Origin of the sequence: Sphingomonas sp. VDB2, from assembly GCF_047946695.1 — a bacterium.
Classification (GTDB): Bacteria; Pseudomonadota; Alphaproteobacteria; order Sphingomonadales; family Sphingomonadaceae; genus Sphingobium; species Sphingobium bisphenolicum.
The window spans coordinates 343,560-360,625 of record NZ_CP159615.1 but is presented as its reverse complement, the minus strand read 5'-3'; the positions used below and the strand labels follow the sequence as shown (position 1 = coordinate 360,625).

At 64.6% G+C, this 17,066-nt stretch carries 16 protein-coding genes; 10 read left to right on the top strand and 6 right to left on the bottom strand.

Annotated features, from left to right (window positions below; genetic code table 11):
- Positions 1-42: 42 nt before the first annotated feature.
- A complete protein-coding gene (locus ABT375_RS01755) occupies positions 43-297 on the bottom strand; it encodes a hypothetical protein (RefSeq protein WP_224549193.1) in 255 nt (84 codons plus the stop codon).
- A 249-nt stretch (positions 298-546) separates the two neighbouring features.
- Positions 547-1,422, bottom strand: coding sequence for a phosphoserine phosphatase SerB (gene serB, locus ABT375_RS01750; RefSeq protein ID WP_416463898.1), 876 nt, complete (start codon positions 1,420-1,422; stop codon positions 547-549).
- Here serB and miaA point away from each other — a divergent pair.
- The 8 genes from miaA (at position 1,421) to leuA (ending at position 9,548) form a co-directional block, all read left to right on the top strand.
- Complete coding sequence (gene miaA / locus ABT375_RS01745; RefSeq protein ID WP_416463897.1) at positions 1,421-2,365, top strand: tRNA (adenosine(37)-N6)-dimethylallyltransferase MiaA; 945 nt, start codon at positions 1,421-1,423, stop codon at positions 2,363-2,365. The genes serB and miaA overlap by 2 nt on opposite strands.
- Before the next feature lie 104 nt (positions 2,366-2,469).
- On the top strand, positions 2,470-4,221 hold the full coding sequence (locus tag ABT375_RS01740; RefSeq protein WP_416463896.1) for an acetolactate synthase 3 large subunit: 1,752 nt from the start codon (positions 2,470-2,472) through the stop codon (positions 4,219-4,221).
- A 10-nt stretch (positions 4,222-4,231) separates the two neighbouring features.
- Positions 4,232-4,591, top strand: coding sequence for a hypothetical protein (locus ABT375_RS01735; protein WP_224549201.1), 360 nt, complete (start codon positions 4,232-4,234; stop codon positions 4,589-4,591).
- Positions 4,591-5,106, top strand: coding sequence for an acetolactate synthase small subunit (gene ilvN / locus ABT375_RS01730; RefSeq protein ID WP_224549203.1), 516 nt, complete (start codon positions 4,591-4,593; stop codon positions 5,104-5,106). The genes ABT375_RS01735 and ilvN overlap by 1 nt, the downstream gene beginning before the upstream one ends.
- A gap of 193 nt (positions 5,107-5,299) precedes the next feature.
- Positions 5,300-6,319, top strand: coding sequence for a ketol-acid reductoisomerase (gene ilvC / locus ABT375_RS01725; RefSeq protein ID WP_129926326.1), 1,020 nt, complete (start codon positions 5,300-5,302; stop codon positions 6,317-6,319).
- Positions 6,320-6,433: 114 nt separating this feature from the next.
- A complete protein-coding gene (locus tag ABT375_RS01720) occupies positions 6,434-7,057 on the top strand; it encodes a YceI family protein (RefSeq protein ID WP_416463895.1) in 624 nt (207 codons plus the stop codon).
- A 3-nt stretch (positions 7,058-7,060) separates the two neighbouring features.
- Positions 7,061-7,660 carry a YceI family protein gene (locus tag ABT375_RS01715; protein WP_416463894.1) on the top strand — a complete coding sequence of 200 codons (600 nt, stop codon included), beginning with the start codon at positions 7,061-7,063 and terminating at the stop codon, positions 7,658-7,660.
- A 214-nt stretch (positions 7,661-7,874) separates the two neighbouring features.
- On the top strand, positions 7,875-9,548 hold the full coding sequence (leuA, locus tag ABT375_RS01710) for a 2-isopropylmalate synthase (RefSeq protein WP_416463893.1): 1,674 nt from the start codon (positions 7,875-7,877) through the stop codon (positions 9,546-9,548).
- A gap of 122 nt (positions 9,549-9,670) precedes the next feature.
- Here leuA and ABT375_RS01705 read toward each other — a convergent pair whose 3' ends face one another.
- Complete coding sequence (locus ABT375_RS01705) at positions 9,671-11,038, bottom strand: M20/M25/M40 family metallo-hydrolase (RefSeq protein WP_416463892.1); 1,368 nt, start codon at positions 11,036-11,038, stop codon at positions 9,671-9,673.
- A gap of 186 nt (positions 11,039-11,224) precedes the next feature.
- Between ABT375_RS01705 and ABT375_RS01700 the strand changes: the two genes are divergently transcribed.
- Entirely contained in the window at positions 11,225-12,526 is a 1,302-nt protein-coding gene (locus ABT375_RS01700; RefSeq protein WP_416463891.1) for a dicarboxylate/amino acid:cation symporter, read from the top strand.
- A 72-nt stretch (positions 12,527-12,598) separates the two neighbouring features.
- On the opposite strand, the gene ABT375_RS01695 is transcribed toward ABT375_RS01700, so the two are convergent.
- Positions 12,599-14,125: a catalase gene (locus ABT375_RS01695; protein WP_416463890.1), complete on the bottom strand. Its 1,527-nt coding sequence runs from the start codon at positions 14,123-14,125 to the stop codon at positions 12,599-12,601.
- A 390-nt stretch (positions 14,126-14,515) separates the two neighbouring features.
- Between ABT375_RS01695 and trmFO the strand changes: the two genes are divergently transcribed.
- Positions 14,516-15,859: a methylenetetrahydrofolate--tRNA-(uracil(54)-C(5))-methyltransferase (FADH(2)-oxidizing) TrmFO gene (trmFO, locus tag ABT375_RS01690; RefSeq protein WP_416463889.1), complete on the top strand. Its 1,344-nt coding sequence runs from the start codon at positions 14,516-14,518 to the stop codon at positions 15,857-15,859.
- A 20-nt stretch (positions 15,860-15,879) separates the two neighbouring features.
- Here the strand turns inward: trmFO and ABT375_RS01685 are convergent, their stop codons facing one another.
- Both ABT375_RS01685 and ABT375_RS01680 read right to left on the bottom strand, forming a co-directional pair.
- On the bottom strand, positions 15,880-16,344 hold the full coding sequence (locus ABT375_RS01685; RefSeq protein WP_224549215.1) for an EF-hand domain-containing protein: 465 nt from the start codon (positions 16,342-16,344) through the stop codon (positions 15,880-15,882).
- Positions 16,345-16,388: 44 nt separating this feature from the next.
- A complete protein-coding gene (locus tag ABT375_RS01680; protein WP_416463888.1) occupies positions 16,389-17,051 on the bottom strand; it encodes a hypothetical protein in 663 nt (220 codons plus the stop codon).
- Positions 17,052-17,066: the final 15 nt, after the last annotated feature.

Below are 17,066 nucleotides of genomic sequence, written 5' to 3'. Positions count from 1 at the left end.
AAGGGGCGCGACGAACTCGCCGCGCCCGAAATACCGCGTGGATCAGCCGCGTTCTCCCCGGCGCGACGGCGGCGGAGGCGGAGGCGGCGGGCAAGGCGGTCCCTGGACGGCGTGATAGATGCCGTCGGCAGTATAATATCCATCGACATAGCCGTCGCCATCGCGGTCGGCGGCGACGGTTCCGGCAATGGCGCCGGGGCCGACCGGCGGCGCGGCCGTGACCGGCGCTTCATTCTTGGCACAGGCGCTCAGCGCCAATAGACCGCCAGCGGCCAAAGCCAGATATTTATAGTGCATAAAAACTCCCTGAACGCCCCAGGCGGCAGGCCGCCTTGCGCCGTTAGACTCCTCGCCGCGACCCATGCGGCTCGACGTCAACGTGCAGGCACGGAATAAAATCCATTACCCGATCGAAATGACGATAAAGCGTGGCCTATCAGCGGCGAACCGCCATAGGATGAAGAAGGTGTTCCCGCGCAGGCGGGAACCCAGTTCAGACCTTGGGACTGGGTTCTCGCCTGCGCGGGAACAGGCTGCCCTTTGGATTCAGGCGACCCATTCCGACGAAGGGATGCCCTGCGCATAAAGCAGCACCGACAGGTCGCCATGGACGATCTCGGCCGCGGCGGCGGCGCGCGTCACCGGCTTGGCATGATAGGCGACGCCCAATCCCGCGCCCTGGATCATCGGAATGTCGTTGGCGCCGTCCCCAACCGCCAGCGTCAGCGCCCGGTCGATGCCGCCCGCGATCGCCGCCTCCAGTTCGGTCCGCTTGCGCGCGGCGTCCACAATCGGCGTGGTGACGGTGCCCAGAAGCGCGCCGTCGGCAATCTCCAGCACATTGGCCACATTGGCGTCGAAACCGATCTCCGCCGCCACCGGCCCGGTGAAGCGGGTGAAGCCGCCCGACACCAGCAGCGTCTTCGCCCCCCGCGCCTTCATAGTGCGGACCAGCGCCTTGGCGCCGCCCATGATGACGACGCGTTCCTCGCGGCACTGGTCGATGGCGCCGTCGGGCAAGCCCTTCAACAACGCGACCCGGCCGTGCAGCGCGCCTTCGAAATCCAGTTCACCGCGCATCGCCCGCTCTGTGATCTCGGCAATCTGCGGCTTGATCCCGGCATAGTCGGCCAGTTCGTCGATGCACTCGACCGTAATCATGGTGGAATCCATGTCGGCGATCAGCAGCGTCTTTGCGCGGGTCGCAACCCGCTGGACGATCACGTCCACCTTGTCGCCCACGCCGTTCAACGCCGCGCGGGCCGCGACCGGATCGCCGGCGAAGAAGATATCGGCCGCCTTGCTGTCATCCAGCCATGCGACATCGCCCGGCTGGCATCCGGCGTCGCGCAACCGGTCGACGGCCTGTGCAATATCCCCCTGCCCGATCGAGCCACTTGCCACTAAGGTCGCGACGAACATGCACACTCCTGAACCATCATCGGGCGAATCCCGCCCCCGCGTCGCGCTTATTGCCGGGCCGACCGCCAGCGGCAAGAGCGCGCTCGCCATTGCGCTGGCCAAAGCGACCGGCGGCATCGTCATCAATGCCGACGCCAGCCAGGTCTATGCCGATCTCGCGATCCTGTCCGCCCGCCCCTCCGCCGAAGAGATGGGCGATGTCCCCCATCGGCTTTTCGGCCATATCGACGGCGCGAAAGCCTGCACCGCGCCGCGCTGGGCGGCCGAGGCGAAGGCGCAGATCGCCGCCGCGCATGAGGCTGGCAAGCTGCCGATACTGGTCGGCGGCACTGGCCTCTATATCCGCACCCTGCTGGACGGTATCGCCCCGGTGCCGGAGATCGACCCTGATATCCGCGCCGTCGTGCGCGCGCTACCGGTGGCTGATGCCCATGATGCGCTGACGCGCGAAGACCCCGAAGCTGCCGCGCGCCTTGCCCCGGCCGACACCACCCGCGTCGCTCGCGCGCTGGAGGTGGTGCGATCGACGGGTCGGCCGCTCAAGATATGGCAGCAGCATAAGGCGGGCGGCATTGGCGACCAGATCACCCTGGCCCCCATGATCCTGCGCCCGCCGCGCGACTGGCTGATCGAGCGGTGCGACCGGCGTTTTGCGCAGATGATCGAACAGGGCGCGGTGGCGGAAGTGGCGGCGCTGCTGATCCGCAACCTCCATCCCGACCTACCGGTGATGCGCGCGATCGGCGTGCCGGACATCGCGGCCTATCTGCGCGGAGACAGCGATCTGGACATCTGTATCGCCAAGGCGAGCCTGGCCACCCGCCAATATGCCAAGCGGCAATATACCTGGTTCACCAACCAGCCCCCACCCGCCTGGCCACGCGAAGGACGAGAGATAGATGCTAAAATCATTGATGAATTAGCAACTAAATTACAACTATAGGGGTTGACCCGTCATTTTATGTCCACTAGAGGCAGCCTCCTTGCCATCGCAGGCGTGCTGTCGCAAAGGACGTCGCCCTGCACCCAGAACAGAAGGATTTTATCGTGGCCGAAAAGAGCGGCGCGGACATATTGGTTGAATGCCTGATCGATCTCGGTGTCGAGGTCGTGTTCGGCTATCCCGGCGGCGCGGTGCTGCCGATTTATGACGCGCTCTACAATCATCCCACGATCAAGCATGTGCTGGTCCGCCACGAACAGGGCGCGACCCACATGGCGGAGGGCTATGCCCGGTCAACCGGCAAGCCCGGCGTCGTGCTGGTCACATCCGGCCCCGGCGCGACCAATGCCGTCACCGGCATTACCGACGCGCTGATGGATTCGATCCCCATGGTCGTCATCACCGGCCAGGTGCCAACGCAACTGATCGGCACCGACGCCTTCCAGGAAGCCGACACGATCGGCATCACGCGCCACTGTTCGAAGCACAACTATCTGGTCAAGTCGCCGGCCAAGCTGGCCGAGGTCGTGCATGAGGCGTTTCATATCGCCACCACCGGCCGCCCCGGCCCGGTCGTCGTGGATATCCCCAAGAACGTCCAGATCGCGACCGCGCCCTATGCGAAGCCGGAACTGAAGGTCCATGCCAGCTACCATCCGCAGACAAAGGCGGATGCGGCGGGCATCGACGCGGCGGTCGAAATGCTGGCGGCGGCGGAACGGCCGATCCTCTATACCGGCGGCGGCGTCATCAATGCCGGGCCGCAGGCGAGCGCCTTGCTGCGCGAACTGGCGGCGCTGACGGGCGCGCCCGTCACCTCGACCCTGATGGGTCTGGGCGCTTATCCCGCGTCCGGGGACGCATGGCTGGGGATGCTGGGGATGCACGGCACCTATGAAGCCAATTGGGCGATGAATCAGGCGGACCTGATCCTGTGCATCGGCGCGCGCTTCGACGATCGCGTGACGGGCCGACTGGATGCCTTTGCGCCCAACAGCCGCAAGGTCCATATCGACATCGACCGCAGCTCGATCAACAAGATCGTCGATGTCGATGTTGCCATCGTCGCCGACGTCGCCAGCGCGCTGGACGACATGATCGCGCTGTGGAAGCAGCGCGGGCACCAGAAGGCGGACCTGACGCAATGGTGGTCGCGGATCGACGGCTGGCGCGCGAAGCGCAGCCTGGACTATGCCGAAAACGGCGTCGAGATCATGCCCCAGCGCGCGATCGCCGACCTGTACAAGGCGACCCAGGCGACCGGCAAGGACGTCATCATCACCACCGAAGTCGGCCAGCACCAGATGTGGGCGGCCCAGCATTTCGGTTTTGAGGCGCCCAATAAATGGCTGACCTCGGGCGGGCTTGGCACCATGGGCTATGGCTTCCCGGCCGCCATCGGCGCGCAGATGGGCAATGCCGACAGCCTGTGCATCTGCATCGCAGGCGACGCCTCGGTCCAGATGAATATCCAGGAACTGGGCACGGCCAGCCAGTATCGCCTGCCGGTGAAGCTGTTCATCCTCAACAATGAATATATGGGCATGGTCCGCCAGTGGCAGGAACTGACCTATGAAAGCCGCTATTCGAACAGCTATTCGGACAGTCTGCCCGATTTCGTGAAGCTGGGCGAAGCCTATGGCTGGACCGGCATCCGCATCGAAGGGCCGCAGGAACTGGAAGCCGGCATCCGCCAGATGCTGGAAACCGACGGCCCGGTGATCGTCGATTGCCGCGTCGCCAAAATGTCCAACTGCTTCCCGATGATCCCGTCGGGCGCGGCGCACACCGACATGCTGCTCGACCCCAGCCAGGTCGAAGGCGTGATGTCGGACGAGGCGAAGGCGCTCGTATGATGGCCGTCCTGTGACGCAGCATCTGAAGCTCCGCATCCATGTGACGGAGCCCTGGGATTTCGAACGGATCGCGGGCATGGCCGACATTACCGGCTGGACCACCGATCATGCCGACCCGGACAATGAGGAATGGGAAGTGCATCTGGACGAAGGGTTCGATTTTCACGAGCGGCATATCGGCACATTGCTGGCCGGTCCCCGCTATGTGGGCGAACATCTGGTCCGCATGTTCGATGCGGTGACGGGTTTTCCCGTTCGCCTCGCCCATCGACAGGACGGCGGCTGGCACTATGCCTTCACCGCGATGATTTCGCAGCGCTATGACGATCATGACGATGGCGCGGTTACGGATAACGGGACAAGCATCTGATGCATATCCAGGAAGAACTCAGCCAGCGGCACGTTCTGTCGCTGACCGTTTCGAACGAGGCGGGCATATTGGCGCGCATCGCGGGCCTGTTCACCGCGCGCGGCTATAATATCGACAGCCTGACCGTGGCGGACATCACGCAGGACCATGGCGTCAGCCGCATCACCATCGTCACCAACGGCCCGCCCAAGGTGATCGACCAGATCATCGCCCAGCTCGACCGGCTGGTGCCGGTGCACAAGGTGACCGACCTGACCGAAGCCGGTCCCTTCGTCGAGCGCGAACTGGCGCTGGTGAAGGTCGCGGGCACGGGCGAGGACCGGATCGAGGCGCTGCGCCTGGCCGACGTGTTCCGCGCCAAGGTGGTCGATACGACGATCGAGAGCTTCATCTTCGAGATTACCGGCACCACCGACAAGATCGACAATTTCGTCGCCCTGATGCGCCAGATCGGCCTGGTCGAAGTCGGCCGCACCGGCGTCGTCGGCCTGATCCGCGGAAAAGAGGCGAACTGATTTCCCTCTCCCCTTGGGGGGAGAGGGTTGCGCAGCCTTGGCAGCTTGCTGCCTAGGCGAAGCTGGGAGAGGGGGCCGCGACGCTCGTTAGCGTGTTCCCCCTCTCCAACTTCATCTAGGCCCGGCTGCGCCAGGCCAAGATTTTGTATCCTCTCCCTGAAAGGGCGAGGAAAATGGACATGAGGGAAGAGACATGAAGGTTTATTACGATCACGACGCGGACATCGGCCTGATCAAGGGCAAGAAGGTCGCCATCCTGGGCTATGGTTCGCAGGGTCACGCCCATGCGCAGAATCTGCGCGACAGCGGCGTCGCCGAAGTCGCCATCGCCCTGCGCGCCGGTTCGCCGTCCGCGAAGAAGGCCGAAGGCGCAGGCTTCAAGGTTCTGCCCAACGCCGAAGCCGCCGCCTGGGCCGACGTGCTCATGATCCTGGCCCCCGACGAGCATCAGGCCGCCATCTACGCCGCCGACATCCACGAAAATCTGCGCCCCGGAGCGGCGCTGGCCTTCGCCCATGGCCTCAACGTCCATTTCGGCCTGATCGAAACCCGCAAGGACGTGGACGTCATCATGATCGCGCCCAAGGGTCCGGGCCACACCGTGCGCAGCGAATATCAGCGCGGCGGCGGCGTGCCCTGCCTGATCGCGGTCCATCAGGACGCGACCGGCAACGCCCATGACATCGCCCTGTCCTACGCCAGCGGCGTGGGCGGCGGTCGCAGCGGCATCATCGAAACCAACTTCCGCGAAGAATGCGAAACCGACCTGTTCGGCGAGCAGGCTGTCCTCTGCGGCGGCGCGACCGCGCTGGTCCAGGCCGGTTTCGAAACGCTGGTCGAAGCCGGCTACGCGCCGGAAATGGCCTATTTCGAGTGCCTGCACGAACTCAAGCTGATCGTCGACCTGATGTATGAAGGCGGCATCGCCAACATGCGCTATTCGATCTCGAACACCGCCGAATATGGCGATATCAAGACCGGCCCGCGCATCATCACCGAAGAAACGAAGAAGGAAATGAAGCGCGTGCTGGCCGACATCCAGTCGGGCCGCTTCGTCAAGGACTTCGTCCTCGACAACCGCGCTGGCCAGCCGGAACTCAAGGCCAGCCGCATCGCGGCCCAGCGCCACCCGATCGAGGAAACCGGCGCCAAGCTGCGCGCCATGATGCCCTGGATCGGCGCCAACAAGCTGGTGGACCAGGAAAAGAACTAAGTCCCAGATGAAAGCGTAACCGGAACGATCCGTTTCCGGTTACGGCTCTGGCACAATCGAGGGGCGTGGCTTATTCAAGCTGCGCCCCTTGAGCGTTTACGGAGAGTCTGTCTCATGAAGAAATTTCTGATCCCCGCCGCCGCCTTGATCGCCATTGCGGGTGGCACCGTCGTCGTCGCCCAGATGCCGACCTCTGCCCCCGGCAGCAAGGACGTCGCCAAGGTCACCGGCGGCACCTACAAGGTCGATGGCGGCCATACCCAGGTCGTCTTCGCCTGGGACCATATGGGCTTCACCAATAATGCCGGCACCATCGCCGAGCCGACCGGCACGCTGACGCTGGACAAGGCCAACCCCGCCGCATCCAAGGTGTCGGTCGAATTCACCATCGCCAATCTGCGCACCGGCGTGGCGAAGCTGGACGAGCATCTGATGAAGGCCGACTTCTTCGACGCCGCCAAGTTCCCCACCGCGACCTTCGTGTCCACCAGCGTGAAGCCAGAAGGCGCGAGCGGCGCCGAAATCACCGGCAACCTGACCATCAAGGGCGTGACCAAGCCCGTCACCCTCGACGCCGAATTTTACGGCGCGGGCGTGCAGCCGATGAGCAAGAAGGAAAATGTCGGCTTCGTCGCCACCGGCACGATCAAGCGCAGCGACTTCGGCATGGGCTATGGCGTGCCGGTCGTCGGCGACGCGATCGAATTGAAGATCATCGCCGGCTTCGAAAAGCAATAAGCCATGCGCCGTCCGGTGCAAGCCGCGCTGCTCCTGAGCATCGTCGCGCTTGCGCCGGCGGCCGCCGCGCCGCCAGCCCTTTATGCACCCGGCCGCTATCAGGTCGATAGCGTGGCGACCAGGGTGCATTTCCATGTGAAGGCGCTGGTCGGCGGCTATGAAGGCGACTTCGTCGCGCCCGAAGGCGCGGTGGTGATCGACCCTGCCCAGCCCGACCGCGCGACCGTCGACATCAGCTTCCCGGTCGAAAAGCTGACCACCGGCGACGCCTCCACCGACGCGATGCTGAAGGGCGACAGCTTCTTCGACATGGCGAAATTTCCCACCATCCGCTTCATGGCGCAAAATGCCCCGCTGGCGCGCAGCGATGCGCCCACGCCCATTGCCGGCGAACTGACGATGCACGGGCAGACCCGTCCCGTCACTCTCTCCGTCCGGCTGGTCGGTACGACCCCGGACGAAGCGCCGGGCCTGTCCACCATGCATTTCTCCGGCGCCATGACGGTCGAACGCAGCCAGTTCGGCATGGGCTTCGGCCGCCCCTTCGTGTCCGACAAGGTGGACCTCAGCGTCGATGCCATTTTCAGCCGCGCCCAATTATGAGCTTTACCCCTCCCCCACAAAAGGGGTAAGGGGAGGCATCATGCAGAGCGTCAGCCTTCTTACCCTGCTACGACTTACACGCCCTTAGGCGTGGTTTTTATGCTGCCTTTCGACTATGGGCAGCACCGATCCGCCTAAGGGCATTCATCGCAGTCAAGTCGTATACCGGAAAGCGCCGACCCGCGCGCCGCTGGCAAAGAAGTAGTTTGATCCCATGATGCTGACCGATCCCTCGCAGAAATACCGCGCCTTCCCGCAGGTGGACCTGCCCAATCGCCAATGGCCTTCGCAGGTCATCACCGCGCCGCCGCGCTGGCTGTCGACCGACATGCGCGATGGCAACCAGTCGCTGATCGACCCGATGAACGCGGAAAAGAAGCGCCGCTTCTTCGACCTGCTGCTGAAGGTCGGCGTCAAGGAAATCGAGATCGGCTTCCCCGCTGCGGGCGCGACCGAGTTCGACTTCATTTCCGGGCTCGTCCGCGACGGCGCAATCCCCGACGACGTGATCGTCCAGGTGCTGACGCAGGCGCGCGCCGACCTGATCGCGACCACCTTCGAATCGCTGCGCGGCGCGCCCAAGGCGATCGTCCATGTCTACAACGCCGTGTCGCCCGCCTGGCGCAACATCGTGTTCCAGATGAGCCGGCCGGAGATCAAGGCAATCGCCGTCAACGCCGCCAAGCTGCTGCGCGACAATGCGGCGGCCCAGCCGGACACCGACTGGCATTTCGAATATTCGCCCGAAACCTTCTCCACGGCCGAACTGGATTTCAGCCTGGAGTGCTGCGAGGCGGTGATGGATATCCTCCAGCCCACGCCCGATCGTCCGCTGATCCTGAACCTGCCCGCGACGGTTGAATGCGCGACGCCCAACATCTATGCCGACCAGATCGAATGGATGTGTCGCCATATCTCCAAGCGCGACAGCGTCGTCATCTCGCTGCATCCGCATAACGACCGCGGCACCGGCGTCGCGGCGGCGGAACTGGGCCTGATGGCCGGCGCGGATCGTGTCGAGGGCTGCCTGTTCGGCAATGGCGAGCGCACCGGCAATTGCGATCTGGTGACCGTGGCGCTCAACATGTACACGCAGGGCATCAACCCGCTGTTGGACTTCAGCGACATTGACGAGGTCATCCAGACCGTCGAATATTGCAACCAGTTGCCCGTCCATCCGCGCCATCCCTATGCCGGCGAACTGGTGTTCACGGCCTTTTCCGGCAGCCATCAGGACGCGATCAAGAAGGGCTTCGCCGCGCAGGAAGCACGCAACGACCTGATCTGGGACGTGCCCTATCTGCCGATCGATCCCAAGGATCTGGGCCGCGATTATGAAGCGGTGATCCGCGTCAATTCGCAATCGGGCAAAGGCGGCGTCGCCTGGGTGCTGCAACAGGACAAGGGCTATAAGATGCCCAAGCGGATGCAGGCCGAATTTTCCAAGGTTGTGCAGGCGATGGCCGACGAAAGCAGCCGCGAACTCAACGCCGCCGACATCTGGAGCGCGTTCCAGACCCATTACCGTCTGTCGGGCGAGCAGGCCTATAGCCTGATCGACTATCATGAGAGCGGCGTGGCGGGCGATCGCATCTTCACTGGTAAGATCACCCATGAAGGCGTGGAGCGCTCCATTTCCGGGCGCGGCAACGGCCTGCTCTCCTCGGTGCTGGCCGCCCTGCGCGACGAATTCGGCGTGCAGCTCGAAATCGCCGACTATAGCGAACATGCGATCGGCGCAGGCAGCGACGTGAACGCCGCCGCCTATGTCGAATGCCGCACCCCCGACGGCCGCACAGTCTTCGGCGTGGGCACGGACGCGGATGTCGCGACGGCGTCGGTGCAGGCGGTGCTGTCGGCGGCGAATGGGATTGCGGTGCGGGGTTAAGCGCCTACCCGACATCTACCCCCGTTCGGTTCGAGCTTGTCGAGAACTGTTCTCGACGGACGCTTCTCGACTTCGCTCGAAGCTGCTCGAACCGAACGGGATAGAGAGGGTAAGCCCGTCCCCTACTTCGCCAGCCCGCGCACCACCGCGTCCCAATGCTCCAGCGATTCCCTAATCCCCGCCACCGGCACCCGTTCGTTCAGCCCGTGGGCGAAGCCATCCTCCGCCTTCATGAACAGGCTGGACACGCCGTAGCTGGGCACCCCCAGCGCGCGAAAATAGAGGCTGTCGGTGGCGCCCGCTGACATGCCCGGCATCACCGCGACGCCCGGCGACCGCGCCGTCACCGCATCGCGCACCACCTTCATCACGTCTGCGCGCAGGGGCGACGCGTCGCTGGCGAGCGGATCGCCCAGCGTCTTCACGCGCGCGCTCGGATCGGCCACCACCTTCACCAGTTGCGCCTTCACATCCTCGATGGTGACGCCTGGGAAGATGCGGCAATTCACCTGCACCTTCGCGCTCTGCGGCAGGGCGTTGAGCGCATGGCCGGCGCTCGCCATCGTCGCGACGCAGGTGGTGCGGACCTGCCCGACAAATTCCGGCCGGGTCGACAGCAGTTCCGCCGCCGCCGCATCGCCCGTATCGGCATAGCGCTTCATCGCCTGTCCCACTTCGCCGCCGATCCGGTCGGCGGACAGCGCCAGCGACGCCCTGGTCAGTGCGTTCCGCATCGGCGGGAACTGATAGGCCGCGATCGCGTCGATCGCCTTGGCCATGCGATAGATGGGATTGCCCGGCGTCGGGGCGCTCGAATGACCGCCCGCATCGGTGAAGGCGAATTCGAAATCCGCATAGCTCTTCTCGCCCGCCTGCAACTGGTACAGCACCGGCCTGCCCTCGTCGTTCAGCAGCCCGCCGCCGCCATCGCCGTTCAGCAGCAGTTCGATGTCCTTATATTGCCCCGCCAGCGCCTTGGTCGTCACCATGTCGGTTTCCTCATCCCCCGACAAAAGCAGGATGACGGTCCGGCGCGGTTTCCAGCCTTCCTTCTTCAACTGCGCCATGGTCGAGACCATCATCGCGACGTCATATTTATTATCCTCCGCCCCGCGCCCGAAGATGTAGCCATTCTCCTCCACCGGCACGAAGGGATTGCGGGTCCAGTCCGCCCGGTCCGCCGCGACCACATCCATATGGCCGATCAGCGCCATGGGCTTCAGCGTCGGGTCGCTCCCCAGAATCGTCGCGGCGAGGGTCGCCGTCTCGCCCATCGGCGTGATGACGATATCGGCGTCGGCAAAGCCCGCGGCCTTCAGCACGCCCGCATAATAGGCCGCCAGTTTCGGCACCTGCCCTTCGCCCTGCACCGTCTTGATCGCGACCGATCGCATCAGGATATCCTTGGCCGCCCCGGCATCCGCCGCCGCCATCGCGCCCTGCGGCAGCGCCAGCAGCGCCAAAGCCGAACATGCGCCGCGCATCATCATAGTGTGAACTCCCCGATGGATCGATATCGCCTGTCTGGCATAGCGGATCGATCACGCCAATGCGTTGATCCACCACAGCGGAAAGAGGGCCACCTTATCCCTGTTATACACACGTCAAGAATTGCTTGCGCGCAATCGACCGGCCATCACCCGATATAGGCGGCCGGTCGCCCAGAGGAAACAGACATGGCCCTTCCTTATCGCAGTTTCGGATTTCAGGTTCTGGCCGGCATGGTCGTTGGCCTCTTGCTGGGCCTCGTCGCCCGCCAGATCGGCGCGGGGCCGGATGGCGACCTCAACTGGCTGGCGACCGCGCTCAAGACGGTCGGCTCTATCTTCGTCTCGCTGCTGAAGGCGATCGTACCGCCTCTGGTCTTCGCCGCCATCGTCGCGTCAATCGCCAATCTGCGCGCGCTCGACAATGCCGCGCGGCTGGCCGGGCAGACCCTGCTCTGGTTCGCCATCACCGCGCTGATCGCAGTCGCGATCGGCATCGCCATCGGCGTCATCGTCCAGCCGGGCGCGGGCCTGCACGGCACGGCGCTCGCCATGGGCAAGAGCGAGAATATGGGCGGCTGGCTCGATTTCCTCAAGGGTCTGGTGCCTGCCAACAGCCTGGCCCTGTCGGGCAGCACCAAGATCACCGACGGCAGCGCGTCCACCAGTATCAGCTTCAACATCCTGCAACTGCTGGTCATTTCGATCGCGGTCGGCCTCGCCACCTTGAAGGTCGGGGAAAAGGCCGACCCCTTCCTCGGCTTCGTCCGCTCGTTGCTCGCGGTCGTGCGCGCGTTGCTCGGCTGGGTCATCCGCCTGACGCCGATCGGCTCGGCCGCGCTGATCGGCACCGCCATCGCCACTTATGGCTGGAGCGCGCTGGCGCAGCTTGGCGCCTTCACCGCCGCCATTTACCTGGGCCTCGCGCTGGTGCTGCTGGTCGTCTATCCGCTGCTGCTGGTCGCCAATGGCCTGAAACCCGGCCCCTATTTCGCCAAGGCCTGGCCCGCGATCCAGTTGGGCTTCGTCTCGCGCTCCTCGGTCGGCACCCTGCCCGTCACCGAAGCCGTGACCGAACGGCTGGGCGTGGACAAGGGCTATGCCGCCTTCGCCATTCCGCTGGCCTCCACCACCAAGATGGATGGCTGCGCGTCGATCTATCCTGCGCTGGCGGCGATCTTCGTCGCGGGCTTCTACGGCATCCCGCTCCACTTCGTGGACTATGCGCTGATCGTCTTCGTATCGGTCATCGGATCGGCCGCGACGGCGGGCCTGACCGGCGCGATCGTGATGCTGACGCTGACGCTCTCGACGCTGGGCCTGCCGCTGGAGGGCGTGGGGCTGTTGCTGGCGATCGACCCGATTTTGGATATGGGCCGCACGGCGGTCAACGTCGCGGGACAGGTGCTGGTCGGCGTCATCGTCGCCAAGCGGGAGGGGATATTGGACGAGGCGGCTTATTATGGCGAGGGCGCGCTGGTAGAGGTTTAGGGCATAGCCGCTGCCAATATACGGAACCTGCCCACCATTCCATCCGGGCAGGTTCCGTCTCTTTGGCGCTTTCTATTCCGCCGCCTCGGTCTCATGCACCGTTTCGGCTGACGCCATGCCCGGCGCGTCCGATGCTCCGCCAAGCTTGTCGCGAACACCCTTCTCGATCCGTTGTCCCGTTTCCGGGTCGATATTGCGCCAATAGGCAAAGGCGCGCATCAGCACCTTCTCACTCACGCCGTCGCACAAATGGCCCACGACATTGTCGACCAGCCGCGCACGCGCGGCATCGTCCATCACATCGCGCACCAGCGCGCCGGGCTGGCTCCAGTCATCATCGTTCGCACGCAAACTATATGCGGTTCGCACCATTTCGCCGTCCGCCTGCCAAAGCCCGGCCTCATGGGCGTCGGCCTGCGCCGCCGGACCACCATAGCTATTGGGCGCATAGACCGGATCGGTCGCTTTCGCGACGCGCATGGCGCCTGCCTGCGAATAGCTATGGACAGGCGCGACCGGCTGGTTGACCGGTATCTGCTTGTAGTTGACGCCGAGCCGGGCGCGATGGGCATCGGCATAGGAGAAGCCGCGCGCGAGCAGCATCTTGTCGGGTGAAAGGCCCACGCCGGGCACCATATTGTTGGGTTCGAACGCCAGTTGCTCGATCTCGGTGTGAAAATCGGTCGGGTTGCGGGTCAGCATCAACTTGCCGACCTCGATCAACGGATAGTCCGCGTGCGGCCAGGTCTTGGTCAAATCGAACGGATTGATCCGGTAGGTCTTGGCGTCCTCATAGGGCATGATCTGCCATTTAAGCGTCCAGCTTGGATGATCGCCCTTGGCAATGGCATTGAAGAGGTCGCGGCGATGATAGTCGCCATCCTTGCCGGCCATCTTGTCGGCGTCATCCTGGGTGAAACATGCGTTGCCGTCGCCCAGATCGGTGTGGAAATGGAACTTGACCCAGAATTTCTCGCCGTCGGCATTGATGAGCGAATAGGTATGGCTGGAATAGCCGTTCATCTCGCGCCACGTCTTGGGAATCCCCCGATCGCCCATCAGATAGGTCACCTGATGAGCGCTTTCGGGCGACAATGTCCAGAAATCCCACTGCATGTCATGATCGCGCAAGCCATTGTCGGCCCTGCGCTTCTGCGAGCGTATGAAGTGCTGAAACTTCATCGGATCGCGCACGAAGAAGATCGGCGTATTATTGCCGACCATATCGAAATTGCCCTCCTCGGTATAGAATTTTACTGAGAAACCGCGCGGATCGCGCCATGTGTCGGGGCTGCCACGCTCGCCCGCAACGGTCGAAAAGCGCATGGCGACATCGGTTTTAGCCCCCGGCTGGAACAGCTTTGCCTTGGTATATTTCGCGACATCCCCGGTGACTTCGAAATGCCCGAATGCACCGCTCCCCTTTGCGTGCGGCTGTCTCTCGGGGATCTGCTCCCGATTGAAGTTCGCCATCTGCTCCAGCAGATAGTGATCGTTGAGCAGGATCGGCCCGTCGCTGCCGACACTGAGTGAATATTCGTCGCTCTGGACAGGGATGCCGGCGTCGTTAGTGGTGCGGGGGACAGACGGATCGGTCATCGGGTTTCCTCGGTTTTTTTTGAATCGGCTATAGCCCTACCCACGAGACTGTCGGCGGTTCCATCGACCATGCCGATCACGGTGTTTGATGTGCGCCCTTTCTGCCCGACCACCATCTCTGCCACTTCCCTCTCGACATAAACGAACACCACTTCGCAAAAACCCTCCTATTGCGAAGTCCGCCCTGCGTAGCCGCACCCGCGCAAAAGCGAACCCTGCGACGGTGTGAACTTCGCAGCCTTCGCCAATCGTCGCCTACTCCCAAAGCCCCCAACCCCGCCCTGTCCTACACGCCCGCCATCGGCTATAGCCCTTGCCCAAAGCGGCGATATGTCCCACGGACGCCCGCACCATCCGCATTCCCCACACAGCCATAAAGTCACACGCACCATGCCCCATCATCAGGTCCACATCATCGGCGGCGGCCTCGCCGGAACGGAAGCCGCCTGGCAGTTGGCGCAGGCCGGCATCCGCGTGCGCTTGTCGGAAATGCGCGGGAGCGGCGACATGACCCCCGCACACCAGACCGAGGGGCTGGCCGAACTGGTCTGCTCCAACAGTTTCCGGTCCGACGATGCGGACAAAAATGCCGTGGGCCTGCTGCATCAGGAAATGCGCCGGCTGGACTCGCTCATCATGGCGAGCGCCGAACCGGCCAAGGTGCCCGCCGGCTCCGCGCTGGCGGTCGACCGCCATGTCTTTTCCGACGCCGTCACCCGCGCGCTCGCCGACCATCCCAATGTGGAGATCGTGCGCGAGCGGATCGACATGCTGCCCACCGACGGCATGACCATCGTCGCCACCGGCCCGTTGACCGCGCCCGCGCTCGCCACCAGCATCGGCCGGGCGGCGGGCATGGAGCATCTCGCCTTTTTCGACGCGATCGCGCCGGTCGTCCATTTTGACAGCATCGACATGGATCAGTGCTGGATGGCCAATCGCTGGGACAAGATCGGCCCCGGCGGCGGCGAGGGGAAGGATTATATCAACTGCCCCATGGACAAGGACCAGTATCAGGCCTTCGTCCAGGGCCTGCTCGACGGCGAAAAGACCGAGTTCAAGGAGTGGGAGGCAAGCACCCCCTATTTCGAGGGCTGCATGCCGATCGAGGTCATGGCGTCGCGCGGCCCGGAAACGCTGCGCCACGGGCCGATGAAGCCGATGGGCCTCGACAATCCGCGCACCGGCCGCTGGCCCTATGCGGTGGTGCAGTTGCGGCAGGACAATGCCAGCGGCACTTTATGGAATATGGTCGGTTTCCAGACCAAGCTGAAACATGGCGCGCAGGCCGAATTGTTCCGCACCATAGCCGGCCTCCAGAATGCCGAGTTCGCGCGGCTGGGCGGGTTGCACCGCAACACCTTCATCCAGAGCCCCAAGCTGCTCGACCCGACTTTGCGGCTGAAGAGCGCGCCGCATATCCGCTTTGCAGGCCAAATGACGGGCTGCGAAGGCTATGTGGAAAGCGCCGCGATCGGCCTGATCGCCGGGCGCTTCGCCGCGGCTGAACTGCTGGGCCGCGACCTGACCCCGCCGCCGGCCGACACGGCGCTGGGCGCGCTGCTCGGCCATGTGACCGGCAATGTGGTGAGCGCCGACTATCAGCCGATGAACGTCAATTTCGGCCTGTTCCCGACTTTGGACGACGTGAAGAAAAAGCAGCGCAAGGAAGCCTATACCTCCCGCGCCCGCGCGTCCTTCGGCCTGTGGATGGGGGAGATGGAACTCGCCTGATTACCCCATTCCCGTTGAGATCAACATTTACACTTCGCCTTCACCGCCCGCTTGGGCGCGGTGGCGGCGAACTCCGCCGGGGTCAGCTTGCCGTCCTTGTCGGCATCCGCCGCGCCGAACCGGTCCGCCGTCGCCACCGCCCATTCCTCGAACGACAACAGATTGTCGCCATCCTTGTCCAGCGCCTTGAACGCCTTGGTGCGGCTGCCCATCATCTCGACACGGGTGATGACGCCGTCGCGGTTCCGGTCGTAGCGGGCGAAGCGCTTCTGCTCGCGGCTCTGCGGACTGGCCTCACCGGGCATCGGCGGCGCGTCGCCGACGGCATCGGGATCGCCCTCCGGCAGCGCCTCCATCTCCGGCGGTGGCGGCGGGGCGGAGGCAAGCTGGGGCACCGGCGCATTGTCCGCCCGCCCCTGCCACCAGAACAGGCCGCCCGCGACCAGCAGCAGCGCCGCCATGCCACCCGCCAGCAATCGCCCCATGCCGCCCTCCTCAAGTCCGTAGGCGGCCAGCCTATCCCGACCGACTAGCGTCCGACAAGCGCGATCCGCAGCAACCGTCCCGCCAGCGCCCGCGGCATGCCTCTGAGCGCGCCCCGCCTGGCCTGCACATCCTGCCGCGCCAGGGTGAAGGCGATCCGCAGCGGCTTCCATCCCCGCGGCCAGCGCGCGCCGTCAACCTGCGGCAGCAACTCGGAGGCCAGAGCCAGCGCCGCTTCCGCCAGCGCCTTGTCCCCAACATGCCCGGCCAGATCCCACAGCGCCCAAACCTGCCCCGCCGCCGCCAGCCAGTGCGGCATCTCCGCCGCATCGGCCAGCGCCCGGAACAATCCCCCGCCCCGTCCCGTCGCATAGTCGCGCAGCCCCTGCACGTCGATGTCCGGCTCGACCACCAGCACTTCCCAGCCATCGATCACCGCCACCAATCCCGGCGAACCGATCGCTCCCGTCGCCCGCATCGCATCGACGACGGGTTCGCCCTGCCCCTTGATGCCGGCCGAATCGGCGATGACGTCATTCCACCAGGCAAGGCGCATCTGGCCGATCATCGCCTCGCTGGTGGTGCGCGCGACCTTGGCCAGCCGCGCATCGAACGCCCAGAGCGCACGATGCCGCGCCGCCTGCCCACCGCCGGCATGGGCCGCCAGCACCGCGCCGAACGGCGGCACGGCGTCTTCGTCAAGGCTCATCGGGCGACTCCCGTC